Origin of the sequence: Pseudoxanthomonas sp. LH2527 (genome assembly GCF_022539275.1) — a bacterium.
In the GTDB taxonomy this organism is placed as follows: domain Bacteria; phylum Pseudomonadota; class Gammaproteobacteria; order Xanthomonadales; family Xanthomonadaceae; genus Pseudoxanthomonas_A.
The window spans coordinates 56,040-76,561 of sequence record NZ_JAKZBW010000021.1 but is presented as its reverse complement, the minus strand read 5'-3'; the positions used below and the strand labels follow the sequence as shown (position 1 = coordinate 76,561).

General features: G+C 69.3%; 19 protein-coding genes. 11 read left to right on the top strand and 8 right to left on the bottom strand.

Features of this window, described 5'->3' with window-relative positions:
- Nucleotides 1-546: 546 nt before the first annotated feature.
- A complete protein-coding gene (locus MMG85_RS12545) occupies nt 547-1,095 on the bottom strand; it encodes a Pvc16 family protein (RefSeq protein WP_241046346.1) in 549 nt (182 codons plus the stop codon).
- A 51-nt stretch (nt 1,096-1,146) separates the two neighbouring features.
- Nucleotides 1,147-4,833: a methylmalonyl-CoA mutase family protein gene (locus tag MMG85_RS12540; RefSeq protein ID WP_241046345.1), complete on the bottom strand. Its 3,687-nt coding sequence runs from the start codon at nt 4,831-4,833 to the stop codon at nt 1,147-1,149.
- A 150-nt stretch (nt 4,834-4,983) separates the two neighbouring features.
- Here MMG85_RS12540 and MMG85_RS12535 point away from each other — a divergent pair, with 150 nt between their 5' ends.
- Nucleotides 4,984-6,237, top strand: a complete 1,254-nt coding sequence (locus MMG85_RS12535; protein ID WP_241046344.1) for a 2OG-Fe(II) oxygenase — start codon at nt 4,984-4,986, stop codon at nt 6,235-6,237.
- Nucleotides 6,238-6,241: 4 nt separating this feature from the next.
- Here the strand turns inward: MMG85_RS12535 and MMG85_RS12530 are convergent, their stop codons facing one another.
- Together MMG85_RS12530 and MMG85_RS12525 are read right to left on the bottom strand one after the other, a co-directional pair.
- Nucleotides 6,242-7,111, bottom strand: coding sequence for an alpha/beta fold hydrolase (locus MMG85_RS12530; RefSeq protein ID WP_241046343.1), 870 nt, complete (start codon nt 7,109-7,111; stop codon nt 6,242-6,244).
- Nucleotides 7,112-7,191: 80 nt separating this feature from the next.
- On the bottom strand, nt 7,192-7,812 hold the full coding sequence (locus MMG85_RS12525) for a TetR/AcrR family transcriptional regulator (protein WP_241046342.1): 621 nt from the start codon (nt 7,810-7,812) through the stop codon (nt 7,192-7,194).
- A gap of 219 nt (nt 7,813-8,031) precedes the next feature.
- On the opposite strand from MMG85_RS12525, the gene MMG85_RS12520 reads away from it, so the two are divergent.
- Both MMG85_RS12520 and MMG85_RS12515 read left to right on the top strand, forming a co-directional pair.
- Nucleotides 8,032-9,132 carry a Glu/Leu/Phe/Val dehydrogenase dimerization domain-containing protein gene (locus tag MMG85_RS12520; protein ID WP_241046341.1) on the top strand — a complete coding sequence of 367 codons (1,101 nt, stop codon included), beginning with the start codon at nt 8,032-8,034 and terminating at the stop codon, nt 9,130-9,132.
- Nucleotides 9,133-9,185: 53 nt separating this feature from the next.
- Entirely contained in the window at nt 9,186-10,358 is a 1,173-nt protein-coding gene (locus tag MMG85_RS12515; protein WP_241046340.1) for an isovaleryl-CoA dehydrogenase, read from the top strand.
- Nucleotides 10,359-10,475: 117 nt separating this feature from the next.
- On the opposite strand, the gene MMG85_RS12510 is transcribed toward MMG85_RS12515, so the two are convergent.
- Complete coding sequence (locus MMG85_RS12510; protein ID WP_241046339.1) at nt 10,476-11,249, bottom strand: DUF2189 domain-containing protein; 774 nt, start codon at nt 11,247-11,249, stop codon at nt 10,476-10,478.
- A gap of 126 nt (nt 11,250-11,375) precedes the next feature.
- On the opposite strand from MMG85_RS12510, the gene MMG85_RS12505 reads away from it, so the two are divergent.
- The 7 genes from MMG85_RS12505 (at nt 11,376) to MMG85_RS12475 (ending at nt 17,232) form a co-directional block, all read left to right on the top strand.
- Nucleotides 11,376-12,551, top strand: coding sequence for a thiolase family protein (locus tag MMG85_RS12505; protein WP_241046338.1), 1,176 nt, complete (start codon nt 11,376-11,378; stop codon nt 12,549-12,551).
- Between the two features lie 172 nt (nt 12,552-12,723).
- Nucleotides 12,724-13,068, top strand: coding sequence for a hypothetical protein (locus MMG85_RS12500; protein WP_055942560.1), 345 nt, complete (start codon nt 12,724-12,726; stop codon nt 13,066-13,068).
- A 162-nt stretch (nt 13,069-13,230) separates the two neighbouring features.
- The gene (locus MMG85_RS12495; RefSeq protein WP_055942557.1) at nt 13,231-13,608 is read left to right on the top strand and encodes a hypothetical protein; all 378 of its coding nucleotides are present in this window, start codon (nt 13,231-13,233) and stop codon (nt 13,606-13,608) included.
- 194 nt (nt 13,609-13,802) lie between these two features.
- The gene (locus MMG85_RS12490) at nt 13,803-15,410 is read left to right on the top strand and encodes a carboxyl transferase domain-containing protein (RefSeq protein WP_241046337.1); all 1,608 of its coding nucleotides are present in this window, start codon (nt 13,803-13,805) and stop codon (nt 15,408-15,410) included.
- A gap of 3 nt (nt 15,411-15,413) precedes the next feature.
- On the top strand, nt 15,414-16,163 hold the full coding sequence (locus tag MMG85_RS12485; RefSeq protein ID WP_241046336.1) for an SDR family oxidoreductase: 750 nt from the start codon (nt 15,414-15,416) through the stop codon (nt 16,161-16,163).
- A gap of 161 nt (nt 16,164-16,324) precedes the next feature.
- Nucleotides 16,325-16,867, top strand: a complete 543-nt coding sequence (locus tag MMG85_RS12480; RefSeq protein ID WP_241046335.1) for a polymer-forming cytoskeletal protein — start codon at nt 16,325-16,327, stop codon at nt 16,865-16,867.
- On the top strand, nt 16,864-17,232 hold the full coding sequence (locus tag MMG85_RS12475; protein ID WP_055942550.1) for a hypothetical protein: 369 nt from the start codon (nt 16,864-16,866) through the stop codon (nt 17,230-17,232). Before MMG85_RS12480 ends, MMG85_RS12475 begins: the two co-directional genes overlap by 4 nt.
- Nucleotides 17,233-17,247: 15 nt before the next feature.
- Here MMG85_RS12475 and MMG85_RS12470 read toward each other — a convergent pair whose 3' ends face one another.
- From MMG85_RS12470 to MMG85_RS12460, 3 genes are read right to left on the bottom strand one after another with little or no spacing between them, the layout of a single operon-like run.
- Nucleotides 17,248-17,496, bottom strand: coding sequence for a DUF6587 family protein (locus tag MMG85_RS12470; RefSeq protein ID WP_241046334.1), 249 nt, complete (start codon nt 17,494-17,496; stop codon nt 17,248-17,250).
- Between the two features lie 3 nt (nt 17,497-17,499).
- Entirely contained in the window at nt 17,500-19,362 is a 1,863-nt protein-coding gene (locus MMG85_RS12465) for a ferrous iron transporter B (RefSeq protein ID WP_241046333.1), read from the bottom strand.
- Nucleotides 19,359-19,604, bottom strand: coding sequence for a FeoA family protein (locus tag MMG85_RS12460; protein WP_241046332.1), 246 nt, complete (start codon nt 19,602-19,604; stop codon nt 19,359-19,361). Before MMG85_RS12460 ends, MMG85_RS12465 begins: the two co-directional genes overlap by 4 nt.
- Nucleotides 19,605-19,712: 108 nt before the next feature.
- On the opposite strand from MMG85_RS12460, the gene MMG85_RS12455 reads away from it, so the two are divergent.
- Nucleotides 19,713-20,516, top strand: a complete 804-nt coding sequence (locus MMG85_RS12455; RefSeq protein ID WP_241046331.1) for an enoyl-CoA hydratase-related protein — start codon at nt 19,713-19,715, stop codon at nt 20,514-20,516.
- Nucleotides 20,517-20,522 lie beyond the last annotated feature (6 nt).

The following is a 20,522-nucleotide window of genomic DNA, read 5'->3' as shown; positions in this document are numbered from 1 at the left end:
GGTGGCCCTGGTGGCATCCATGCGCAAACTGCTGGTCATCCTCAACGCCCGCATGCGGGACCATCTCAACGCCTCCCAAACAGCCTGAATCAAGACAGTTGCTCTCCCCGCTGCGCAGGGAGAGGGGAAATCCATTCGCGGTGAGACAGCTGCTCGCGGCAAGACTTAGCAGCGACGCGCCGACGCTTTTCCTTCTCCCAGCGACAGCGGGGAGAAGGTGCCCGGAGGGCGGATGAGGGGCAGAGCGCGGTGAGTCGCCGGGCGCCGACACGTCCGCTTCTCCGTTCGCCCCTCACCCGCCTTTGGCACCCTCTCCCCGCTTCGCAGGGAGAGGGAACTACCGATTCATCGCGCACCCGTCACCCCCGCGCAGGCGGGGGCCCAGTGACGTGGCTTCAATGCACCGAAGGCGCTGGATCCCCGCCTTCGCGGGGATGACGGCAAAGATGCTCAGGACGAGTGCGCGGGGATGACGGCACGGGCGATCAGGGCGATACCGTGCAGGCAGGTCTACGCCCCTTCGCAGGGGAGAGGGAACGCTCGCCACTAGACCCCGATGACCGGCGCCGGTGACGGCGGCTCCGCGCGCCATTGCACCTCGGCCCTGACCCACAGCCCTGGCCGCTGCCGCAATCCGCATGCGATCCAGAGGCCCGCCATCTGTTCGAGCGGTACATCCAGCAACAGCCAGCGCACCGTCAACGATCCGGAGGCGAGCGACGCCCAGCGCGCAGGCTGCGACAGGCCTTCGCCCAGCGTCTCGTGCATGCGCATCGGGCGTTCGGAGACCGACTCCAACGCCGCATCCAGCATGGCCAGTTCGGTCAGCGCTTCGCCGCCCAGGCCGGCGATCAGGTAGTCCAGTTCCAGTTCCAGCGGCGGGAGCAAGGTGCTTGCCCCCACACGCCGCTCCATCACCTCGTTGCGTCGCGCTTTCGCCATCGCGATCCGCAGCAGGTGGACGAACAGGCCCTCCCGCGCGGGTGCGTCGGAGGACGGCGCGCCCACGATCACCGTGGCGCCCGGCGGCAATGCCGACGCCAGTTGTCCGCGCAGGGCGTCGGTGACCAGTGCGATGACTTCGTGGGACGACATGGCGGTTCTCCTCCGGGTTGCAGATCGCCGCCACGGCCGTGGACGACGCGATTACATGTTGCGCCGGTACTCGCCGCCCACGTCGTACAGCGCGTGGCTGATCTGGCCCAGGCTGTGCGTCTTCACCGCTTCGATCAATGCCTCGAACACGTTGCGGCGCTCGCGGGCGGTGCGCTGCAGGTAGGCCAGGCCGTGGCCGTCGTGCACCTCGGGTTCGGCGTGTTCTTCCAGTGCGGCGGCGTGGCTGTGGTCGGTCTCGCCTTCCGGCGCCAGGGCGTTGCGGCTGGCCTGCCAGGCGCGGACGTTGGCGATCTGCTGGCCCTTCTCTTCTTCGGTCGAGCGGATCAGCTCGATCTCGGTGGCGATCTCGCCGCCGTGCTCGCGCGGCAGGAAGGTGTTGACGCCCACCAGCGGCAGGCTGCCGTCGTGCTTCTTGTGCTCGTAGTACAGCGACTCTTCCTGGATCTTGCCGCGCTGGTACATGGTGTCCATGGCACCGAGCACGCCGCCGCGTTCGCTGATCGCCTCGAATTCCTTGTAGACGGCCTCTTCCACGATGTCGGTGAGCTGGTCGACCACGAAGCTGCCCTGCCAGGGGTTCTCGTTGAAGTTCAGCCCCAGCTCCTTGTTGATGATCATCTGGATGGCGACCGCACGGCGCACGCTTTCTTCGGTGGGCGTGGTGATCGCCTCGTCGTAGGCGTTGGTGTGCAGGCTGTTGCAGTTGTCGAACAGTGCGTACAGCGCCTGCAGCGTGGTGCGGATGTCGTTGAACTGGATCTCCTGCGCGTGCAGCGAGCGGCCCGAGGTCTGGATGTGGTACTTCATCATCTGGCTGCGCTCGTTGGCGCCGTAGCGCTCGCGCATGGCACGCGCCCAGATGCGGCGGGCGACGCGGCCGATGACGGTGTACTCGGGGTCCATGCCGTTGCTGAAGAAGAACGACAGGTTGGGCGCGAAGTCGTCGATCTTCATGCCGCGCGCCAGGTAGTACTCGACGATGGTGAAGCCGTTACTCAGGGTGAAGGCGAGCTGGCTGATCGGGTTCGCCCCGGCCTCGGCGATGTGGTAACCGCTGATGCTCACCGAGTAGAAGTTGCGCACCGCGTGGTCGACGAAGTACTGCTGGATGTCGCCCATCATGCGCAGGGCGAACTCGGTGCTGAAGATGCAGGTGTTCTGCGCCTGGTCTTCCTTCAGGATGTCGGCCTGCACGGTGCCGCGCACGGTGGCCAGGGTCTCGGCCTTGATGCGGGCGTAGGTTTCGGCGTCCACCAGCTGGTCGCCGGTGATGCCCAGCAGGCCCAGGCCCAGGCCGGTGTTGGTGGGCGGCAGTTCGCCGTGGTACTGCGGGCGCACGCGGCCGGCGAAGAAGGCGTCGATCTTCTTCTGCGCGTCGGCCCAGCGCGCGTCGTCGGCCTTCAGGTACTTCTCCACCTGCTGGTCGATGGCGGTGTTCATGAACATCGCCAGGATCATCGGCGCCGGGCCGTTGATGGTCATCGACACGCTGGTGGTGGGCGCGCACAGGTCGAAGCCGGAGTACAGCTTCTTCATGTCGTCCAGCGTGGGGATGTTGACGCCGGAGTTGCCGATCTTGCCGTAGATGTCCGGGCGCGGCGCCGGGTCTTCGCCGTACAGCGTGACGCTGTCGAAGGCGGTGGACAGGCGCGCGGCCGGCTGGCCGACGCTGAGGTAATGGAAACGGCGGTTGGTGCGCTCCGGCGTGCCTTCGCCGGCGAACATGCGGATGGGATCCTCACCGGTGCGGCGGTACGGATACACGCCGCCGGTATACGGATAGCTGCCGGGAAGATTCTCTTTCTGCAGGAAGGTCAGCAATTCACCCCAGCCCTGGTACGGCGGCGGCGCGATCTTGGGGATCTGCTGGTGGCTGAGCGAGGTGGTGTAGTTGTCGATGCGGATGGTCTTGCCGCGCACCTGGTATTCGTTGACCGGATCGGTCACGGCCTTGTGGCGGGCAGGCCACTCGCGCAGCAGCTTCAGCGCCTCGGACGACAGCGACTGGAGGGCGTCGTTGTAGCGCTGGCGCAGGGTGAGCAGGGAGCGGTCGACGTGCACCGCCCCTTCCCCCGCCTGCGGGGGAAGGCTGGGATGGGGGCCTGCGTCACCGCGATTGCCCCCATCCGCCCCCGTATCAAGTACGGGGCGGGCTCTTCGGGCACCTTCCCCCGCAAGCAGGGGAAGGAGCGCATCTGACGCATACAACTCCAACGCCTTCGGCAACGCCGGATCCTCGAGATCCTTCAACGCATTCCAGTAATGCTGCGCGCGGCTGGCGGTTTCGGCTTCGGTCTCGATGCGGCGGTTGATGCCGCGGCCCTGTTCGGCGATCTCGGCCAGGTAGCGCACGCGGCTGCCGGGGATCAGCACGGTGGCGCGCGGTTCCTTCAGGGTGGTGTCGAGCGCGGGCGTCCACTTCTCCGCCGGCAGCTGCAGCTTCTCGCGCAGCAGACGGCACAGGTTGGCGAACATCCAGCTGACGCCGGGGTCGTTGAACTGGCTGGCGATGGTGGGATAGACCGGCACGTCGGCGTCGGGCGTCTGGAACGCCACGCGGTTGCGTTTCCACTGCTTGCGCACGTCGCGCAGCGCGTCCTCGGCACCGCGCTTGTCGTACTTGTTCAGCACGATCAGCTCGGCGAAGTCGATCATGTCGATCTTCTCCAACTGGCTGGCCGCGCCGTAGTCGCTGGTCATCACGTACATGGGGAAGTCGACCAGGTCGACGATCTCCGAATCGCTCTGGCCGATGCCGGCGGTCTCCACGATCACCAGGTCGAAGCCGAGCGACTTCAGGAAGGCGATGCAGTCCTTCAGCACGGCGTTGGTGGCCACGTGCTGGCGGCGCGTGGCCATCGAGCGCATGTAGATGCGCTCGCTGCGCAGCGCGTTCATGCGGATGCGGTCGCCCAGCAGCGCGCCGCCGGTGCGGCGACGGGTGGGATCGACCGAGATCACCGCGATATGCATCTGCGGGAAGCACGACAGAAAGCGGTTCATCAGCTCGTCGGTGACCGATGACTTGCCGGCGCCGCCGGTGCCGGTGATGCCGATCACGGGCGTGCCGCCCGTGCGGGAATGGGGAACGGGGAATGGGGAATCGGAGCCGCCGGCGGCCCACTGCTTGCGCAGCCTGGCCAGCTCCTGCTCATTGAAAACGCCATCCTCGATGGCCGACATCATGCGGCCGATGGCGGACTCGTCATGGAGAGCGGGCTTGGCGTGAGACGGCCATTCCCCAATCCCCATTCCCGATTCCCGCGCGTGCTGCGCACGCGCCACCACATCCTGGATCATCTCCACCAGCCCCATCTTCATGCCGTCGTTGGGGTGGTAGATGCGTTCCACGCCGTAGGCCTGCAGTTCGGCGATCTCTTCCGGAGTGATGGTGCCGCCGCCGCCGCCGAACACGCGCACATGGCCGGCGCCGCGTTCCTTCAGCATGTCGACCATGTACTTGAAGTACTCGACGTGGCCGCCCTGGTAGCTGGACAGCGCAATGCCGTCGGCGTCCTCCTGCAACGCGGCGCGCACCACGTCCTCGACGCTGCGGTTGTGGCCCAGGTGGACCACTTCCGCGCCCTCGCCCTGGATCAGGCGGCGCATGATGTTGATGGCGGCGTCGTGGCCGTCGAACAGGCTGGCGGCGGTCACGAAGCGCAGCGGCGTGGCGTCGGCCTGGGCGGCGGGAAACTGGCTGGCGGGTGTGCTCACGCGGACTCACTTGCAGTGCTGACAGACGCGGGATTGTAGCCGCTCGCGCGTGCACACCTCACCAATTGCACACCAGTGGACACGGCCCGCACACCCTACGGTGGCGTGCGGTGCGGCGGCGATCGCCTGCGCTTCCGCTACCATCCGCGCATGCGGACCGATGCGGGACAGACCGGAACCTCCACCACCACGGGCGACGCGATGTTCGCGCAGGCGCGCGCGCTGGTGCAGCAGGGTGAGCACGAGCAGGCGTTTGCGCGCTATGTGCAGGCCGCAGAGACTGGCCATGCGCCGTCCGCGATCGAGGCCGCGCGCATGGCGCTGCACGGGGTCGGCACCGCACAGGACGTCCCGCGCGCACGTGCCTGGCTGGCGGCCGCCGAACAGGCCGACCACCCGGCCGCGGCCTATCACCTGGCGTGGCTGGGCGCCGGCGCTACCGCGCTGCCCTTCGATGGCGCCATGCAGGCGCGCCTGCTGACCGCCGCCAACGGTGGGCACCCGTCGGCCATGCTCGCGCTGGCGGTGTACTTCGGCCACAAGGCGGCGCCGGAAGACCAGCAGCGCTGCGTCGCCCTGCTCGAACAGGCCGCGCATGCAGGCCACGCGGTCGCGGCCGGGTTGCTGGCGGAACGGCTGGCGCGCGGCGAAGGCACGGCGCCCGACCCCGTGGCCGCCGCGCAGCTGCGCGCGCAACTGGCAGCGGCGGGCCACCCGTCCCTGCCCGACGTGCCGGGCGATGCCGGCATTGCCTGGCCGGGCGCGCCGGGCGTGCTGGAACTCGCGGATGTGCTGTCGGTTCCTGCCGCCACGCAACGCGCCGAGGCGCCGCGCGTGTGGACGATCGATGGCCTGCTGTCGGCGGACGAGTGTCGTCTGCTGATCGCGCACAGCCTGCCGCAGTTGAAACGCTCGCGGGCGGTCGATCCGCGTACCGGCGCACCGCGCGAAGTGGAACTGCGCACCAGCAGCGACGCCACCCATGATCCGATGCTCGAGGACGTGGCGATCCGGCTGGTGCAGGCGCGCATGGCGGCGGCCGCCGGCGTGCCGCTGGCGCATGCCGAACGCCTGACGGTGTTGCGCTACCTGCCCGGCGAGCAGTACCGCCCGCACCGCGACTATCTGCCCCCGGGCTCCCCAGAAACGGACCGGCCCGAGGCCGGCAACCGCCTGCGCACGATATGCGTGTACCTCAATACGGTGGCGGCGGGCGGCGCGACGGCGTTCCCGCGCGCCGGCCTGGAGATTGCGCCGAAGGCGGGCCGTGCCGTGGTCTTCGACAACCTGCATGCCGACGGCCGTCCCGACCCGGACAGCCTGCATGCCGGCCTGCCGGTCGAGGCCGGCGAAAAGTGGCTGGCGACGCTGTGGATCCGCCAGCGTCCCTACCGCAGCCTGTAGCGCGTCAACACAGCCCGAACGGCAGCTCGCGGGTGGAGACCACGCGCTGGCCGACGGCTTCGCCGCGCAGGAAGCGCAGTGCGGCCTCCAGCGTTTCCGGCGCGATGGTCACGCGATGGTGGCCCAGGCCGGTGGTGCTGAGCAGCGTGGCCTGCGGCCAGTAGCGCGCGTAGCGTTCGCCTTCGCACCACGGCACGTCGGTGTCTTCCAGGTCGTGCACGATCAGGCCGGGCCGCGCGATCTGCGGCGCGGTGGCCTGCGCATGCAGGTCGCGGATGTCGTGGGCGGTGAGTTCCTGGTAGTCGTCGAACAGGCGGCGGCTGAGGAACTGGGCCAGCCCGACCATGCCGCCGAAGCGGCGCGCGGCGTCGAACGGATCGGCGGCCGGCGCCAGCAGGATCACGCGCTCGGCCTGCAGGCCGTTCGCCATGGCGATCGCCGCTGCCGCACCGCCCAGCGAATGGCCGACGATGGCGGCCAGCGGACCGAGGCTGTCGGCCACGCGCTGCGCGGCGTGGGCGAACATCGGCAGCGTGGCGCGGCGTCCGCTGCTGCGGCCGTGCGCGGGCTGGTCGAACGCGACCACCGCATAGCCGGCACGGCGCAGCGGTTCGACCCACGGCAGGAAGCGCAGGCCGAAGCTGGACCAGCCGTGCACCAGCAGCACGGTCGGTTGCCGGCGCGAGTCGCCCCAGGTGTAGGTGGCCAGGCGTTCGCGGCCGAAGGCCAGTTCCCCGAGGCGTGCGCCGCCGGTCTCAGCCTGGCGCGCCCGGGTGCGGGCGCCGGGCATCGGCGTGCAGAACACCTGGAAGGCGCGGGCCAGCGTGCTGCGCGGGGCCAGCCAGCTGCCAATGGCGAAGCGGGCGCTCAGCACGGCCAGCCTCCATGATTTACGAACGGTCGTGCTATTTCGCGGGACAGCGACAGCGGCCATGGGGGAGACCTCGGGGTGGCTCAGGCGGGGGTGGAAACAGCGGGGGCGCCGTACGACGCCAGCAGGCGGTCCAGCGAACGGCGGGCAAGTTGCGGCGCCCGGTCGGCGTCGTACAGGCGGGCGTCGTGCAGACCCTGGGCGATGGCGAACAGCTCGAACGCCAGCAGCACCGGGTCGGTGTCGCGCGACAGTTCGCCGGTGTCGATGCACATGCCGATCGCCTTCACCAGTTGCTGGCGCAGTTGCAGCAGCCAGTCGACGATCCGGTCATGCAGCAGGCCCGGGCGGGCGTCGTACTCATGGGCGGCGGCCAGAATCACGCAGCCGTCGGGGTTGTCGCAGACCCAGCCGAACCAGTTCTCCATGATCGCCCGCAGCCGCGGCAGGCCGCGCGGCAGGACCACGGCGGGGGCGATCACGGCGCGCGCGTAGCGCTCGGCGGTCCACTCCAGCACGGTCAGCTGCAGGTCCTCGCGGGAACCGAAATGGGCGAACACCCCGCTCTTGGACATGCCGGCGGCAGTCGCCAGCTCGCCGATCGACAGCCCTTCCAGGCCATGCCGGGCGGCGATGTCATAGGCCCGCGCGACGATCATCTCGCGGGTGGCGTTGCCCTTGTGGGTGGCGGCGTGCGGGGTCATGGCGACAGGAATAGCACGGTCGTTCTATTCCGGCAATAGGCCGGATGCCACCCGGCTGCCCGCGCCGGCTGTCATCTCGGCCGGGACCGATTGGATTAAACTGCCGGCCAGCGACGACCACGGCGTGATCCGGAAACGTCGCTTTTTTCTTTTCTGACCACCCGTTAGCCGCCCAGCAGGCAAGCCCGCGCCGGCCCCACCCGCGCACCGGAGCCACCCATGATCTTTGAAACCCTCGACACCTCCGGCCACGAACAGGTCGTCTTCTGCCACAACCCGGACGCCGGGCTGAAGGCCATCATCGCCATCCACAGCACCGTGCTGGGCCCTGCCCTGGGCGGCGTGCGCCTGCGCCCCTACGCCGACAGCGCGCTGGCGCTCAACGACGCGCTGCGCCTGAGCCGCACGATGACCTACAAGAACGCGCTTGCAGGCCTGAACGTGGGCGGCGGCAAGGCGGTGATCATCGGCGACAGCAGCGTGGACAAGACCGAGGTGCTGTTCCGTAGCTTCGGCCGTTACGTCGACTCGCTGGGCGGCCGCTACATCACCGCCGAGGACGTCGGCACCGACGTCAACGACATGGAGAACGTCTACCGCGAGACCGAATACGTGGTGGGCGTGCACCAGGTGCATGGCGGTTCCGGCGACCCGGCCCCGTTCACCGCCTACGGTGCGCTGCAGGGCCTGATGGCCACGCTGAACCGCAAGTTCGGCAACGAGGAGATCGGCAAGTACAGCTTCGCCGTGCAGGGCCTGGGCCACATCGGCATGGAGTACGTGAAGCTGCTGAAGGAGCGCGGCGCCAAGCTGTTCGTCACCGACCTCAACCCGGCGCTGGTCGAGCATGCGGTGGAGGAATACGGCGCCGAGGCGGTCAAGCCGGACGAGATCTACGACCTGCCGGTGGACGTGTTCAGCCCGTGCGCGCTGGAGTACGCCATCAACGAACAGACGCTGCCCCGACTGAAGGCCAAGGTCATCTGCGGCACCGCCAACAACCAGATGTCGCACGTCACCGGCGTGGAAGCGGCCAAGCGCGGCATCCTTTACGCGCCGGACTACGCGGTCAACGCGGGTGGCGTGATGAACGTGTCGCTGGAGATCGATGGTTACAATCGCGAACGTGCCATGCGCATGATGCGGACCATCTACCACACCGTCGGCAAGATCTTCGACCTGGCGGAGAAGGAAAACATCGCGCCGCAGTACGCGGCGGACCGCATCGCCGAGGCGCGCATGAGCGCGATCGGCAAGCTCAAGCTGCCGCTGGGCCGCACCGCACCGCGCTTCATGGGGCATCTGCGCGGCGAACACTGACGTAAGAGCCATACCGAAAACTGGAAGTTGGGCCGCGGAGGAGGGAGGACCGAATGCGACCGGATACCGTCAGCGGGTTTCCGCTGGGCGAAGAATTGGATGCGCTGCGCGAGGCCGTGCAGCGGTTCGCGCAGACCGAGATCGCGCCGCGTGCGGCGCAGATCGACCACGACAACGCGTTCCCGCAGGACCTGTGGCCCAAGCTGGGCGAACTGGGCCTGCTGGGCATCACCGTGGATCCGGAGTTCGGCGGCAGCGGCATGGGTTACCTGGCCCATCTGGTGGCGATGGAGGAGATCTCGCGCGCCTCGGGCTCGGTCGGCCTGAGCTACGGCGCGCACTCCAACCTGTGCGTGTCCAACCTCTACCTCAACGGCAACGCTGCGCAGCGCGCCAAGTACCTGCCGAAGCTGTGCAGCGGCGAGTGGAAGGGCGCGCTGGCGATGAGCGAGCCGGGTGCGGGGTCCGACGTGGTGGGCTCGATGAGCTGCCGCGCCGAGTTGCGTGACGGCGTCTGGATCGCCAACGGCAACAAGATGTGGATCACCAACGGCCCGGAAGCCGACGTGCTGCTGGTCTACATGCGCACCGCCGGCAAGGACGCGGGCAGCAAGTGCATGACCGCCTTCATCGTCGAGCGCGGCATGAAGGGCTTCTCCACCGCGCAGAAGCTGGACAAGCTGGGCATGCGCGGCAGCAACACCTGCGAACTGGTGTTCGAGAACTGCGAAATCCCCGCCGGGAACGTGCTGGGCGAGGTGAACCAGGGCGTGCGCGTGCTGATGAGCGGCCTCAACACCGAACGGCTGGTGCTGAGCGGCGGCCCGATCGGCCTGATGCAGGCCGCGCTCGACATCACCCTGCCCTACGTGCGCGAGCGCAAGCAGTTCGACGCGGCGATCGGCACCTTCGGCCTGATGCAGGGCAAGCTGGCCGACATGTATACCGCGCTGCAGTCCAGCCGCGCCTTCGCCTACCAGGTGGCGCGCGGCTTCGACGAAGGCCAGGGGTCGCGGGCAGCCGCCGCCGGCTGCCTGCTGCATGCCTCGGAAGCCGCCGTGCAGGTGACGCTGGAAGCGATCCAGTCGCTGGGCGGCAACGGCTACATCAACGAGTACCCGGCCGGCCGCCTGCTGCGCGACGCCAAGCTCTACGCCATCGGTGCCGGCACCAACGAGATCCGCCGCATGCTGATCGGGCGGGAACTGTTCGACGGGCGGGGCTGATCCGCCTTCGCCACCCCGGAAGGGGGCTGATCCGCCCCCTGCCATTCCTCAGGGGGCATTTCCCCCTCGTTCGCTGATCGCGATGGCGCGCTCGATTCCCCTGCGTTCGCGTCGCGCCTATTCCAGCGCCGGCCACGCCGACGCGTCCAACGTTTCGCGGTAAGCGTGCCAGCTGGCGTACGCCAGCCACGGCATCAACAGGCCCAGGCCCAGCAGCGCCGTGGCGAAACCGACCGCAGTCAGCACCAGCAGCAACAGGCCCCAGACGACCATCACCCGCTTGTTGCGCATCACCGCATGCACGCTGGACACCGCCGCCGTCACCATGTCCACGTCGCGGTCGGCGATCATCGGCAACGAGAAGGCGGTGACCGCGAAGGTCAGCACGGCGAAGACCGCGCCCACGGCCGAGCCGAGCGCCAGGAATTCCAGGAATGCCGCCGGGTCGCTGCCATCGAACGGGAAGAAGGAACTGACCATCATGCCGGCGCGCGACCACAGCAGGACGATCACGCCCTGCCCCAGCGCGTAGACGCCCGCCTGCCCCAGCACGCGCCGCGCCAGCACGAAGGAGTCGCGCAGCGCCGGCGTGCGCCCCCGTTCCAGCGCCCGGCTCACGCAATACAGCCCCACGCAGATCAGCGGCGCCACGAAGACGAAGCCCGACAGCAGCGTCGCCAGCAGCGCGAAGCGCCCCAGCAGGTAAGCCAGCCAGGACATGCCTGCGCTGACCAGCACGATCACCCCGCCGAACAGCAGCGTCAGTCCGGGCGCACGGCGGACGTCACGCCAGCCGGCGCGCAGCCAGCGCCACGGCGCCGCCGCGTCCAGCACCACGCACGGCACCACGAAGGCGCGGGTGGCGGGTTCGGTTGGCGATTCGTGTGACATGAACTCCCCCTCCGGACCGAGCATACGCCGCTCCAGGCCGCGGCGCGGCCCTGTACCAACGGCCGATTTGCCGCGCGTCATGCCGGGGCGGGATAATCGGGATCTCACTCCTCGCGGGAAGCCTCCATGTCCGACATCGTCATCGCCGCCGCCAAGCGCACCGCCATCGGTTCGTTCCTCGGCCAGTTCAACGGCGTCCCCACGCCGACGCTCGGTGCCGCCGCCATCGCCGCCGCGCTGGAACAGTCGGGCGTCCCGGCCGCCGACGTGTCCGAGGTCATCATGGGCTGCGTGCTGCCGGCCAACCTGGGCCAGGCGCCCGCCCGCCAGGCCGCGCGCGCGGCCGGCATTCCCGACGCCGCCGGCGCCACCACCATCAACAAGGTCTGCGGCTCGGGCATGAAAGCCATCATGCTGGGCCACGACCTGATCAAGGCGGGCTCGGCCACCGTCGTCATCGCCGGCGGCATGGAATCGATGAGCAATGCGCCGCACCTGATCCCCAACTCGCGCACCGGCAACCGCTACGGCAACTTCCAGGCGGTCGACCACATGGCCTGGGACGGCTTGACCAGCCCGTACGACAGCCAGCCGATGGGCGTGTTCGCCGAGGCCACCGTCGCCAAGTTCGGTTTCACCCGCGAAGAGCAGGACGCCTACTCGATCGAGTCGGTCACCCGCGCGCAGGCCGCGCAGGCGTCCGGCGCTTTCGACGGCGAAATCGTCCCGGTCAAGGTCGCCACCCGCAAGGGCGAGGTCGAAGTGAGCACGGACGAGCAGCCGGGCAAGTCCGACATCGCCAAGATCCCGACGCTCAAGCCGGCCTTCAAGAAGGACGGCAGCGTCACCGCCGCCAGTTCGTCCAGCATCTCCGACGGCGCGGCCGCCACCGTGCTGCTGAGCGCCGACGAAGCCGCGAAGCGCGGACTGCAGCCGCTGGCCAGGATCGTCGGCCACGCCACCTACTCGCAGGCGCCGGAGTGGTTCACCACTGCGCCGGTCGCCGCCATCGACAAGCTGCTCAAGCAGGTCGGCTGGACGGTGGACCAGGTGGACCTGTTCGAAATCAACGAGGCCTTCGCCGTCGTCGCCATGGCGCCGATCAAGGAACTCGGCATCCCGCACGCCAAGGTCAACGTCAACGGCGGTGCCTGCGCGCTGGGCCACCCGATCGGTGCCTCCGGCGCCCGCCTGGTGGTCACCCTGATCAACGCGCTGCGCACCCGCGGCCTCACGCGCGGCGTGGCGACGCTGTGCATCGGCGGCGGCGAAGCCACCGCCATCGCGGTGGAAGTCGTCTGACTTTTTTGCGCAGTTCCGGGCGGCGCGAGCATCCGCTTTCGCCCGCCCCATAAGGTTTAACAACGGATTGACAAAGATAACCGGCCAACCGCTTGACAGCCGTAATGGGCTTGTCATCATGTTGCAGGCGCGCAATTGCGCGTTGCCTAACTAACGACGAGGAAATGCAACGATGACCATGAACAAGGCTCTGATCGCGCTGGCTCTGGGTTTCGCCCTGGCTGCGTGCTCGAACCAGGACCAGGCCGCCGACGCCGCTGCTGACGCCGCTGCGACCGCGACCGAAGCCCAGGCTGCCGCTGACGCCGCCGCTGCCGCTGGCGAAGTGACCGCCGACGCCGCCCAGCAGTCGGCCGACGCCGCTGCCACCGCCGCCGACGCCGCCGCCACCGCCGCGACCGACGCTGCTGCCGCCACCACGACGGAAGCCGCTGACGCTGCTGCCGACGCCGCTGCCCAGGCTGCCGACACCGCCGAAGCCGCGACCGACGCTGCCAAGGAAGCCACCCAGCAGTAATCTGCTGGTAGGCGCCTTGTTTGGCGTTACACTGAGGAAGCCGCCAGCTCGCTGGCGGCTTTTTCTGTATCCGGGTCCAGGCCTCCCGGTTCGCCTCGTTTCGAGGACGGACGGACGCCCACCCGGCACCATCTTCTTCCACACACCGATTTGGGGATCCACATGAAGATCAAGACCACCGTCCTGCTGGCCGCCGCCGTTCTGGCCCTGAGCGCCTGCACCAAGAGCGAGAACACCGACGCCGCCGCTGCCGACGCTGCCGCTTCCGCCGACCAGGCCGCTGCTGCCGCGGGTGATGCCGCTTCGGCCGCCGGCGACGCCGCTGCCGCTGCCGGCGACGCTGCCGTTGCCGCGACCGCCGACGCTGCCGCCGCCGCCACGGCCGCCGCCTCCGACGCCGCTGCCGCCACCGAAGCCGCCGCTTCCGACGCGACCGCCGCCGCTGCTTCGGCCACCGCCGACGCCGCCCAGGCCACCGCCGACAAGGCCGCTGAAGTCGCCGACAAGGCCGAAGCCAAGGCTGAAGAAGCCAAGCAGTAATCGACTCGCCTCACCGCGAATCGGACAAGGCCCGCGCAAGCGGGCCTTGTCGTTTCCGGCGTGGCTGCGATGGCTGCCCGCCGTTGAACGGCGAGACGCCGCGTCCAGGCGATTCGCCGCGTCTTTTTGCGGTGCCGTTTGGCGCATGCCGGGCTTTGTGGTGTGATGCCGCCTTTCCTGCATCCTCGTGCCGCATGCCCGCCATCGCCTCGCAACTCGATCCGCGCTCCCCCGATTTCATCGCCAACGCGGCCTACCATCGCGTGCTGGTGCAGGAACTCGACCGCCGCCTGGCGCATGCGGCCGACGGCGGCGGCGAGAAGGCGCGCAACAAGCACACCGAGCGCGGCAAGCTGCTGGCGCGCGACCGCATCACCGCCCTGCTCGACCCCGGCTCGCCCTTCCTCGAAATTGCGCCGCTGGCCGCCGAGGACATGTACGACGGCGCCGCGCCGGCCGCCGGCATGGTCTGCGGCATCGGCCGGGTGATGGGCAACGAGGTGGTGATCGTCGCCAACGACGCCACCGTCAAGGGCGGCACCTATTTCCCGATGACGGTGAAGAAGCACCTGCGCGCGCAGGAGATCGCGCGCGAGAACCGGCTGCCCTGCGTCTACCTGGTCGATTCCGGCGGCGCCTTCCTGCCGCTGCAGGACGAGGTGTTCCCCGACCGCGAGCACTTCGGCCGCATCTTCTACAACCAGGCGCGACTGAGCGCGGAGAACATCCCGCAGATCGCGGTGGTGATGGGCAGCTGCACCGCGGGCGGCGCCTACGTGCCGGCGATGTGCGACGAGTCGATCATCGTCAAGGAACAGGGCACGATCTTCCTCGGTGGTCCGCCCTTGGTGAAGGCGGCGACCGGCGAAGTGGTCGATGCCGAAGCGCTCGGCGGCGCCGACGTGCATACCGGCGTATCGGGCGTGGCCGACCATTTCGCCGAGGACGACCGCCACGCGCTGGAGATCGCGCGCGGCATCGTCGGCCACCTGAATCGCCGCAAGGTGCTGCCGGTGGCCGTGCGCGAGGCGCGCGAGCCGCTGTACGCGGCCGAGGAGTTGTATGGCATCGTGCCGAAGGACACGCGCCGGCCATTCGACATCCGCGAAGTCATCGCGCGCATCACCGACGGCAGCGAACTGGACGAATTCAAGGCGCGCTACGGCAAGACGCTGGTCACCGGCTTCGCCCACCTGCACGGCTACCCGGTCGGCATCGTCGCCAACAACGGCATCCTGTTCGGCGAGAGCGCACTGAAGGGCGCGCACTTCATCGAGCTCTGCAACCAGCGCGGCATTCCGCTGGTGTTCCTGCAGAACATCACCGGCTTCATGGTCGGCCGCAAGTACGAGAACGCCGGCATCGCCAAGGACGGGGCGAAGATGGTCACCGCCGTGGCGTGCTCGTCCGTGCCGAAGTTCACCGTGGTGATCGGCGGCAGCTTCGGCGCTGGCAACTACGCCATGTGCGGCCGCGCCTACGGCGCCCGCTTCCTGTGGATGTGGCCGAACGCACGCATCAGCGTGATGGGCGGCGAACAGGCGGCGAGCGTGCTGGCGACGGTCAAGCGCGACGGCATCGAGGCTGCCGGCAAGGCCTGGAGCACGGAGGACGAAGACGCCTTCAAGGCCCCGATCCGCGACCAGTACGAATCCCAGGGCAGCCCCTGGTACGCAACGGCGCGATTGTGGGACGACGGCATCATCGACCCCGCCGACACGCGCCGCGTGCTGGGGCTGGGCATTTCGGCCTCGCTCAACGCGCCGATCGAGCCGGCGAAGTTCGGCGTGTTCCGGATGTAGCCGATGGCGCAGCAGGTCCTGCTCGTCACCGGCGGAAGCCGCGGCATCGGCGCGGCGACGGCCCTGCTCGCCGCCGAACGCGGGTATGCGGTAGGCGTGAACTACCGGCGCGATGCGGCGGCGGCGGCCGCCATCGTGCAGCGGATCACCGCCGCCGGCGGTCGCGCCGTCGCCCTGCAGGCCGATGTCGCGGACGAAGCGGAGGTGGTCGCCCTGTTCGCCCGGCTCGACGCCACACTCGGACCGGTCACGGCGCTGGTCAACAACGCCGGCATCCTTGAAGCCCAGATGCGCGTCGACGCCCTGGACGCCGCGCGCATCGGGCGCATCCTGGCCACCAACGTGACCGGCACCCTGCTCTGCTGCCGCGAAGCCGTCCGCCGGATGTCCACGCGCCACGGCGGCGGCGGTGGCGCGATCGTCAATGTGTCGTCGGTCGCGGCGAAGACCGGTTCGCCCGGCGAGTACGTCGACTACGCCGCATCCAAGGGTGCGGTGGATGCGCTGACCCGCGGGCTGGCGCAGGAAGTGGCGCAGGAAGGCATCCGCGTCAACGCGGTCCGGCCGGGCTTCATCTACACCGGCATGCACGCCGATGGCGGCGAGCCCGGACGCGTGGACCGGGTCAAGGCCGCCGTTCCCCTGCGTCGCGGCGGCCAGCCCGAGGAAGTGGCGGAGGCGATCCTGTGGCTGCTGTCGCCGCAGGCCGCCTATTCGACCGGCGCCTTCATCGACGTCGCCGGCGGCCGCTGACGCCTCTTCAGCCTGGTGACGGGCGCGTGCACAACCCCGACCGGCGCCTGAATCGCTCCGCGCTACCGGCGACGGATGCGGCGATTGGCCGCGCCGGTCACAGCACGTGTAATGCGCGGCCGCGATAGTCGGACGTTCCCGCCACCTGGAGCATCCCCTGCATGTCCATCTGGAAAGACCAAGGCCCCGCCAAGAAGGACGCCGCCCCGCCGCCGTCCGAACCCGTCACCAGCACCTTCCGTGACGCTCCGGCGGCGGCCGATTTCTCGCCCGCCGTCACCGCCCCGCCCGGCACGCGTGCGGTCGAACGCGCGGCCCCGCAGGAGACCCCGAAGGAATCACTGATCGCCGCCGACCTGACCATCGAGGGCAAGATCGAGGGCACCGGCCACATCCGCATCGCCGGACGCTTCAAGGGCGACGTCAACGTGCAGGGCGACCTCACCATCGAGACCGGCGCCAAGCTCAACGGCGGCGTGCGGGCGAAGAAGGTGACCATCGCGGGCGAACTGGAGGGCAACATCGAATCCGCCGCGCGCGTCGAACTGCTCGCGTCCGGCGTGCTGATCGGCGACGTGAAGTCGGGCTCGCTGACGGTGGCGGCGGGCTCGCGCATGCGTGGCCAGGCCGACTTCGGCTGGGACGAGCCGGCCAAGGGCGGCAAGGGCAAGGACAACGGTACGGAGCCCGGCGCCGCCGCATGAGCCAACCCCGCCCGGGCAGTGCCGGCGCCACCCGCACCTGCCCGCACTGCAAGGCGACCATCCTGGAAAGCGCGGCGGTCTGTCCGGGCTGCCGCCATCACCTGCGCTTCGAACCGGGCGCAGGTGCCCAGGCAGTGCCCGCGCTGACGCCGCTGCGGATCGAGGGCACGCTGCAGCCGCCTGCCGAGGGCGCGGCGTGGGAATACAGCGTGGTGCTGTCGATCCGCAACGACCGCGGCGAGGAAGTCACCCGCCAGGTCGTCGGCGTCGGCGCCATGCAGCCGCACGAGCAGCGCAGCTTCGTGCTGTCGGTGGAGCTCAATCCCGCCACGGGCAAGGCCGCGGGGCGGCGCACGCGCCACTGACGCAGCCGCGGCCGCCTACGCCTTCTTGTCGGGCCCGCAGCTGTTGCAGCCACCGCAGGCGGCGTCGCTGCCCGAAGGCGGCGGCGCGATCCAGCGCCCCAATCGACGCCGCCATCCCGCGTTTCCTCCCCGCAACAACGGCAACGCCAGCGCACCGCGCAGCTTGCGCAGCGGACCGGGGAACTGCTTCACCACCACCACCCACGCACTGACCACCACCGCGACCGCGATGATGGCGTACTGCAGGGTGAGCGAGGCGTCCATGGCTCAGCCCGCGCCCAGCGCCTTGGCGACCTGGTAGGTCACCAGCGAGGCCAGGTAGGCCAGCGCGAACAGGTAGAACGTCGCAAAGCCCATCTGCTTCCACGAGTTGGTCTCGCGCTTGATCGTGGCCAGCGTGGAGATGCACATCGGGGCGTAGATGAACCACACGAGCAGCGACAGCGCCGTGGCCAGCGACCAGCCGTCGCTGATGACCGGCGTCAGCGCCTGGATGGCGGCGTCATCGTCGGCCGCCGACAGCGCGTAGATCGTCGCCAGCGAGGCGACCGCCACTTCGCGTGCGGCCAGGCCGGGAATCAAGGCGATGCAGATCTGCCAGTTGAAGCCCAGCGGTGCGAAGAACTCCGCCATCGCATGGCCGATGCGGCCGGCGAAGCTGTAGTCGATCGCCGGCCCCACCGCGTCGGCAGGCGCCGCCGGAAAGTTCAGCAGGAACCACAGCAGGATGGTCAGCGCCAGGATGATGCCGCCGACGCGCTTGAGGAAGATCATCGCGCGCTCGTACAGGCCGATCAGCAGGTCGCGCGGGTGCGGGATGCGGTACGAAGGCAGCTCCAGCAGCAGCGCATGCTCGCTCTTGTCGCGCCGCCATTTCTTCATCACCCACGACACCAGCAACGCGCTGAGGATGCCGGCCGCGTACAGGCCGAACAGCACCAGCCCCTGCTGGTTGAAGATGCCGACCTTCTCGTTCGGCACGAAGGCACCGATCAGCAGCGCATACACCGGCAGGCGCGCCGAGCACGTCATCAGCGGCGCCACCAGGATCGTCGCCAGCCGGTCGCGCGGGTCCTGGATGCTGCGCGTGGCCATGATGCCGGGGATGGCGCAGGCGAAGCTCGACAGCAGCGGGATGAAGGAGCGGCCCGACAGGCCGGCCGACGCCATCATGCGGTCCAGCAGGAACGCCGCGCGCGGCAGGTAACCGCTTTCTTCCAACGCCAGAATGAAGGCGAACAGGATCAGGATCTGCGGCAGGAACACGATCACGCCACCCAGGCCGCCGATGATGCCGTCGACCAGCAGGCTGTTGAGCGGCCCTTCGGGAAGCAGGCCTCCCGCCTGGCCGCCCAGCCAGCCCGTGCCCGCTTCGATCATGTCCATCATCGGCGTCGCCCAGGCATACACCGCCTGGAAGATCAGGAACATCACCACCGCCAGCGCCAGCAATCCGAACACCGGATGCAGCAACCAGCGGTCCAGCGCATCGTCGATCTTCGCCGTGCGCGTGGGCATGGTGACGGCCAGCGACAGCAGGCGACGGGTTTCCGCATGCAGGTCGGCGCCTTCCGCCAGGTGCACGCGGGGTTCTTGCGGATGCGCGGCCACGGCATCGATGCGCTCGACCAGCGCGCGCGCACCGCCGTGCTTCACTGCGATGGTTTCGACCACGGGCACGCCGAGTTCGCGCTCCAGTGCGGCCAGGTCGATGGCGATGCCGCGGCGCAGCGCGGCATCCATCATGTTGACCGCCAAAATCATCGGCTTGCCGAGCTGCCGCACTTCCAGGGCGAAGCGCAGGTGCAGGCGCAGGTTGGTGGCGTCGACCACGCAGACCAGCACGTCCGGCGCCGGCTCACCCGGATAGAAGCCGCGGCAGACGTCGCGGGTGACCGCTTCGTCGAGGCTGGCGGCATGCAGGCTGTACGCGCCCGGCAGATCCAGCACCGCGTAGCTGCGCCCCGATGCCGACGAATGCAGCCGGCCTTCCTTGCGCTCGACGGTCACGCCGGCGTAGTTGGCCACCTTCTGCCGGCTGCCGGTCAGCTGGTTGAACAGCGCGGTCTTGCCGCAGTTCGGATTGCCGACAAGCGCCAGCCGCAACGTCGCTGCCTCGGCCGCGCTCATGCCGCGGCTCCGTTGCGCAGACGCACGCGCGCGGCTTCTGAACGGCGCAGCGCGAACCGGGTGAAACCCACCTGCACCAGCAGCGGCTCGGCGCCCAGCGGGCCCTTGGCGACCACTTCGACTTCCTCGCCATTGACGAAGCCCAGCTCGCGCAGGCGACGGGCGATGTTGTCCTGCGGACCATGGTCCTCGACGCTGTCGACGATGGCGGGGGTACGCCAGGGAAGTTCGGTCAGGATCACGCGCAGCCCTCAAATGCGAATTGTTCTCATTGTAGCATCGCCGCACCGCACGACGGCCGCAACGCACCGTGCCGCTATCATTCGGCGACTTTGCAGGAAACGGCAGGCATGGCGGCATCACCGCAGGAACACCCCCTCTCACTGACCCAGACGGGCGCCGTGGCGCGCATCCGCCTGGACCGCCCCACCCTCCACAACGCCTTCGACGCCGGCCTGATCGCCGCGCTGACATCCACGCTCGAACAGGTCGGCGCCGATGACGACGTCCGCGTCGTCGTGCTGGAAGGCAGCGGCACTTCGTTCTCGGCCGGCGCGGACCTGAACTGGATGCGCGGCATGGCCTCGGCCAGCGAGGCGGCGAACCGCGACGACGCCCTCGCCCTCGCCCGCCTGATGCGCACGCTGGACGAACTGCCCAAGCCCACCCTCGCGCGCGTCCATGGCGCGGCGTTCGGCGGCGGCGTGGGCCTGGTGGCCTGCTGCGACATCGCCATCGGCGTGCCCGAGGCGAAGTTCGGCCTGACCGAAAGCAAGCTGGGCCTGCTGCCGGCGGTGATCTCGCCGTACGTCATCGCGGCGATCGGCCCGCGCGAGGCGCGTCGCTGGTTCGCCACCGCCGAGATCTTCGACGCCGCCACCGCGCTGCGGATCGGACTGCTGCACGAGGTGGTCGACACGGACGCCCTCGACGCCGCCATCGAACGCCAGATCGCCCTGCTGCTTAAGGCCGGGCCGCACGCGGCCGCCGGCGCGAAGCGATTGGTCGCGCGGGTGGCGGGCGGCACCGACCGCGACCAACTGGATGACGACAACGCCGACCTGATCGCCGGACTGCGGGTGTCGCCCGAAGGCCAGGAAGGACTGTCCGCCTTCCTCGACAAGCGCGCGCCGTCGTGGACCGTCAAGGAGTGAACCCAC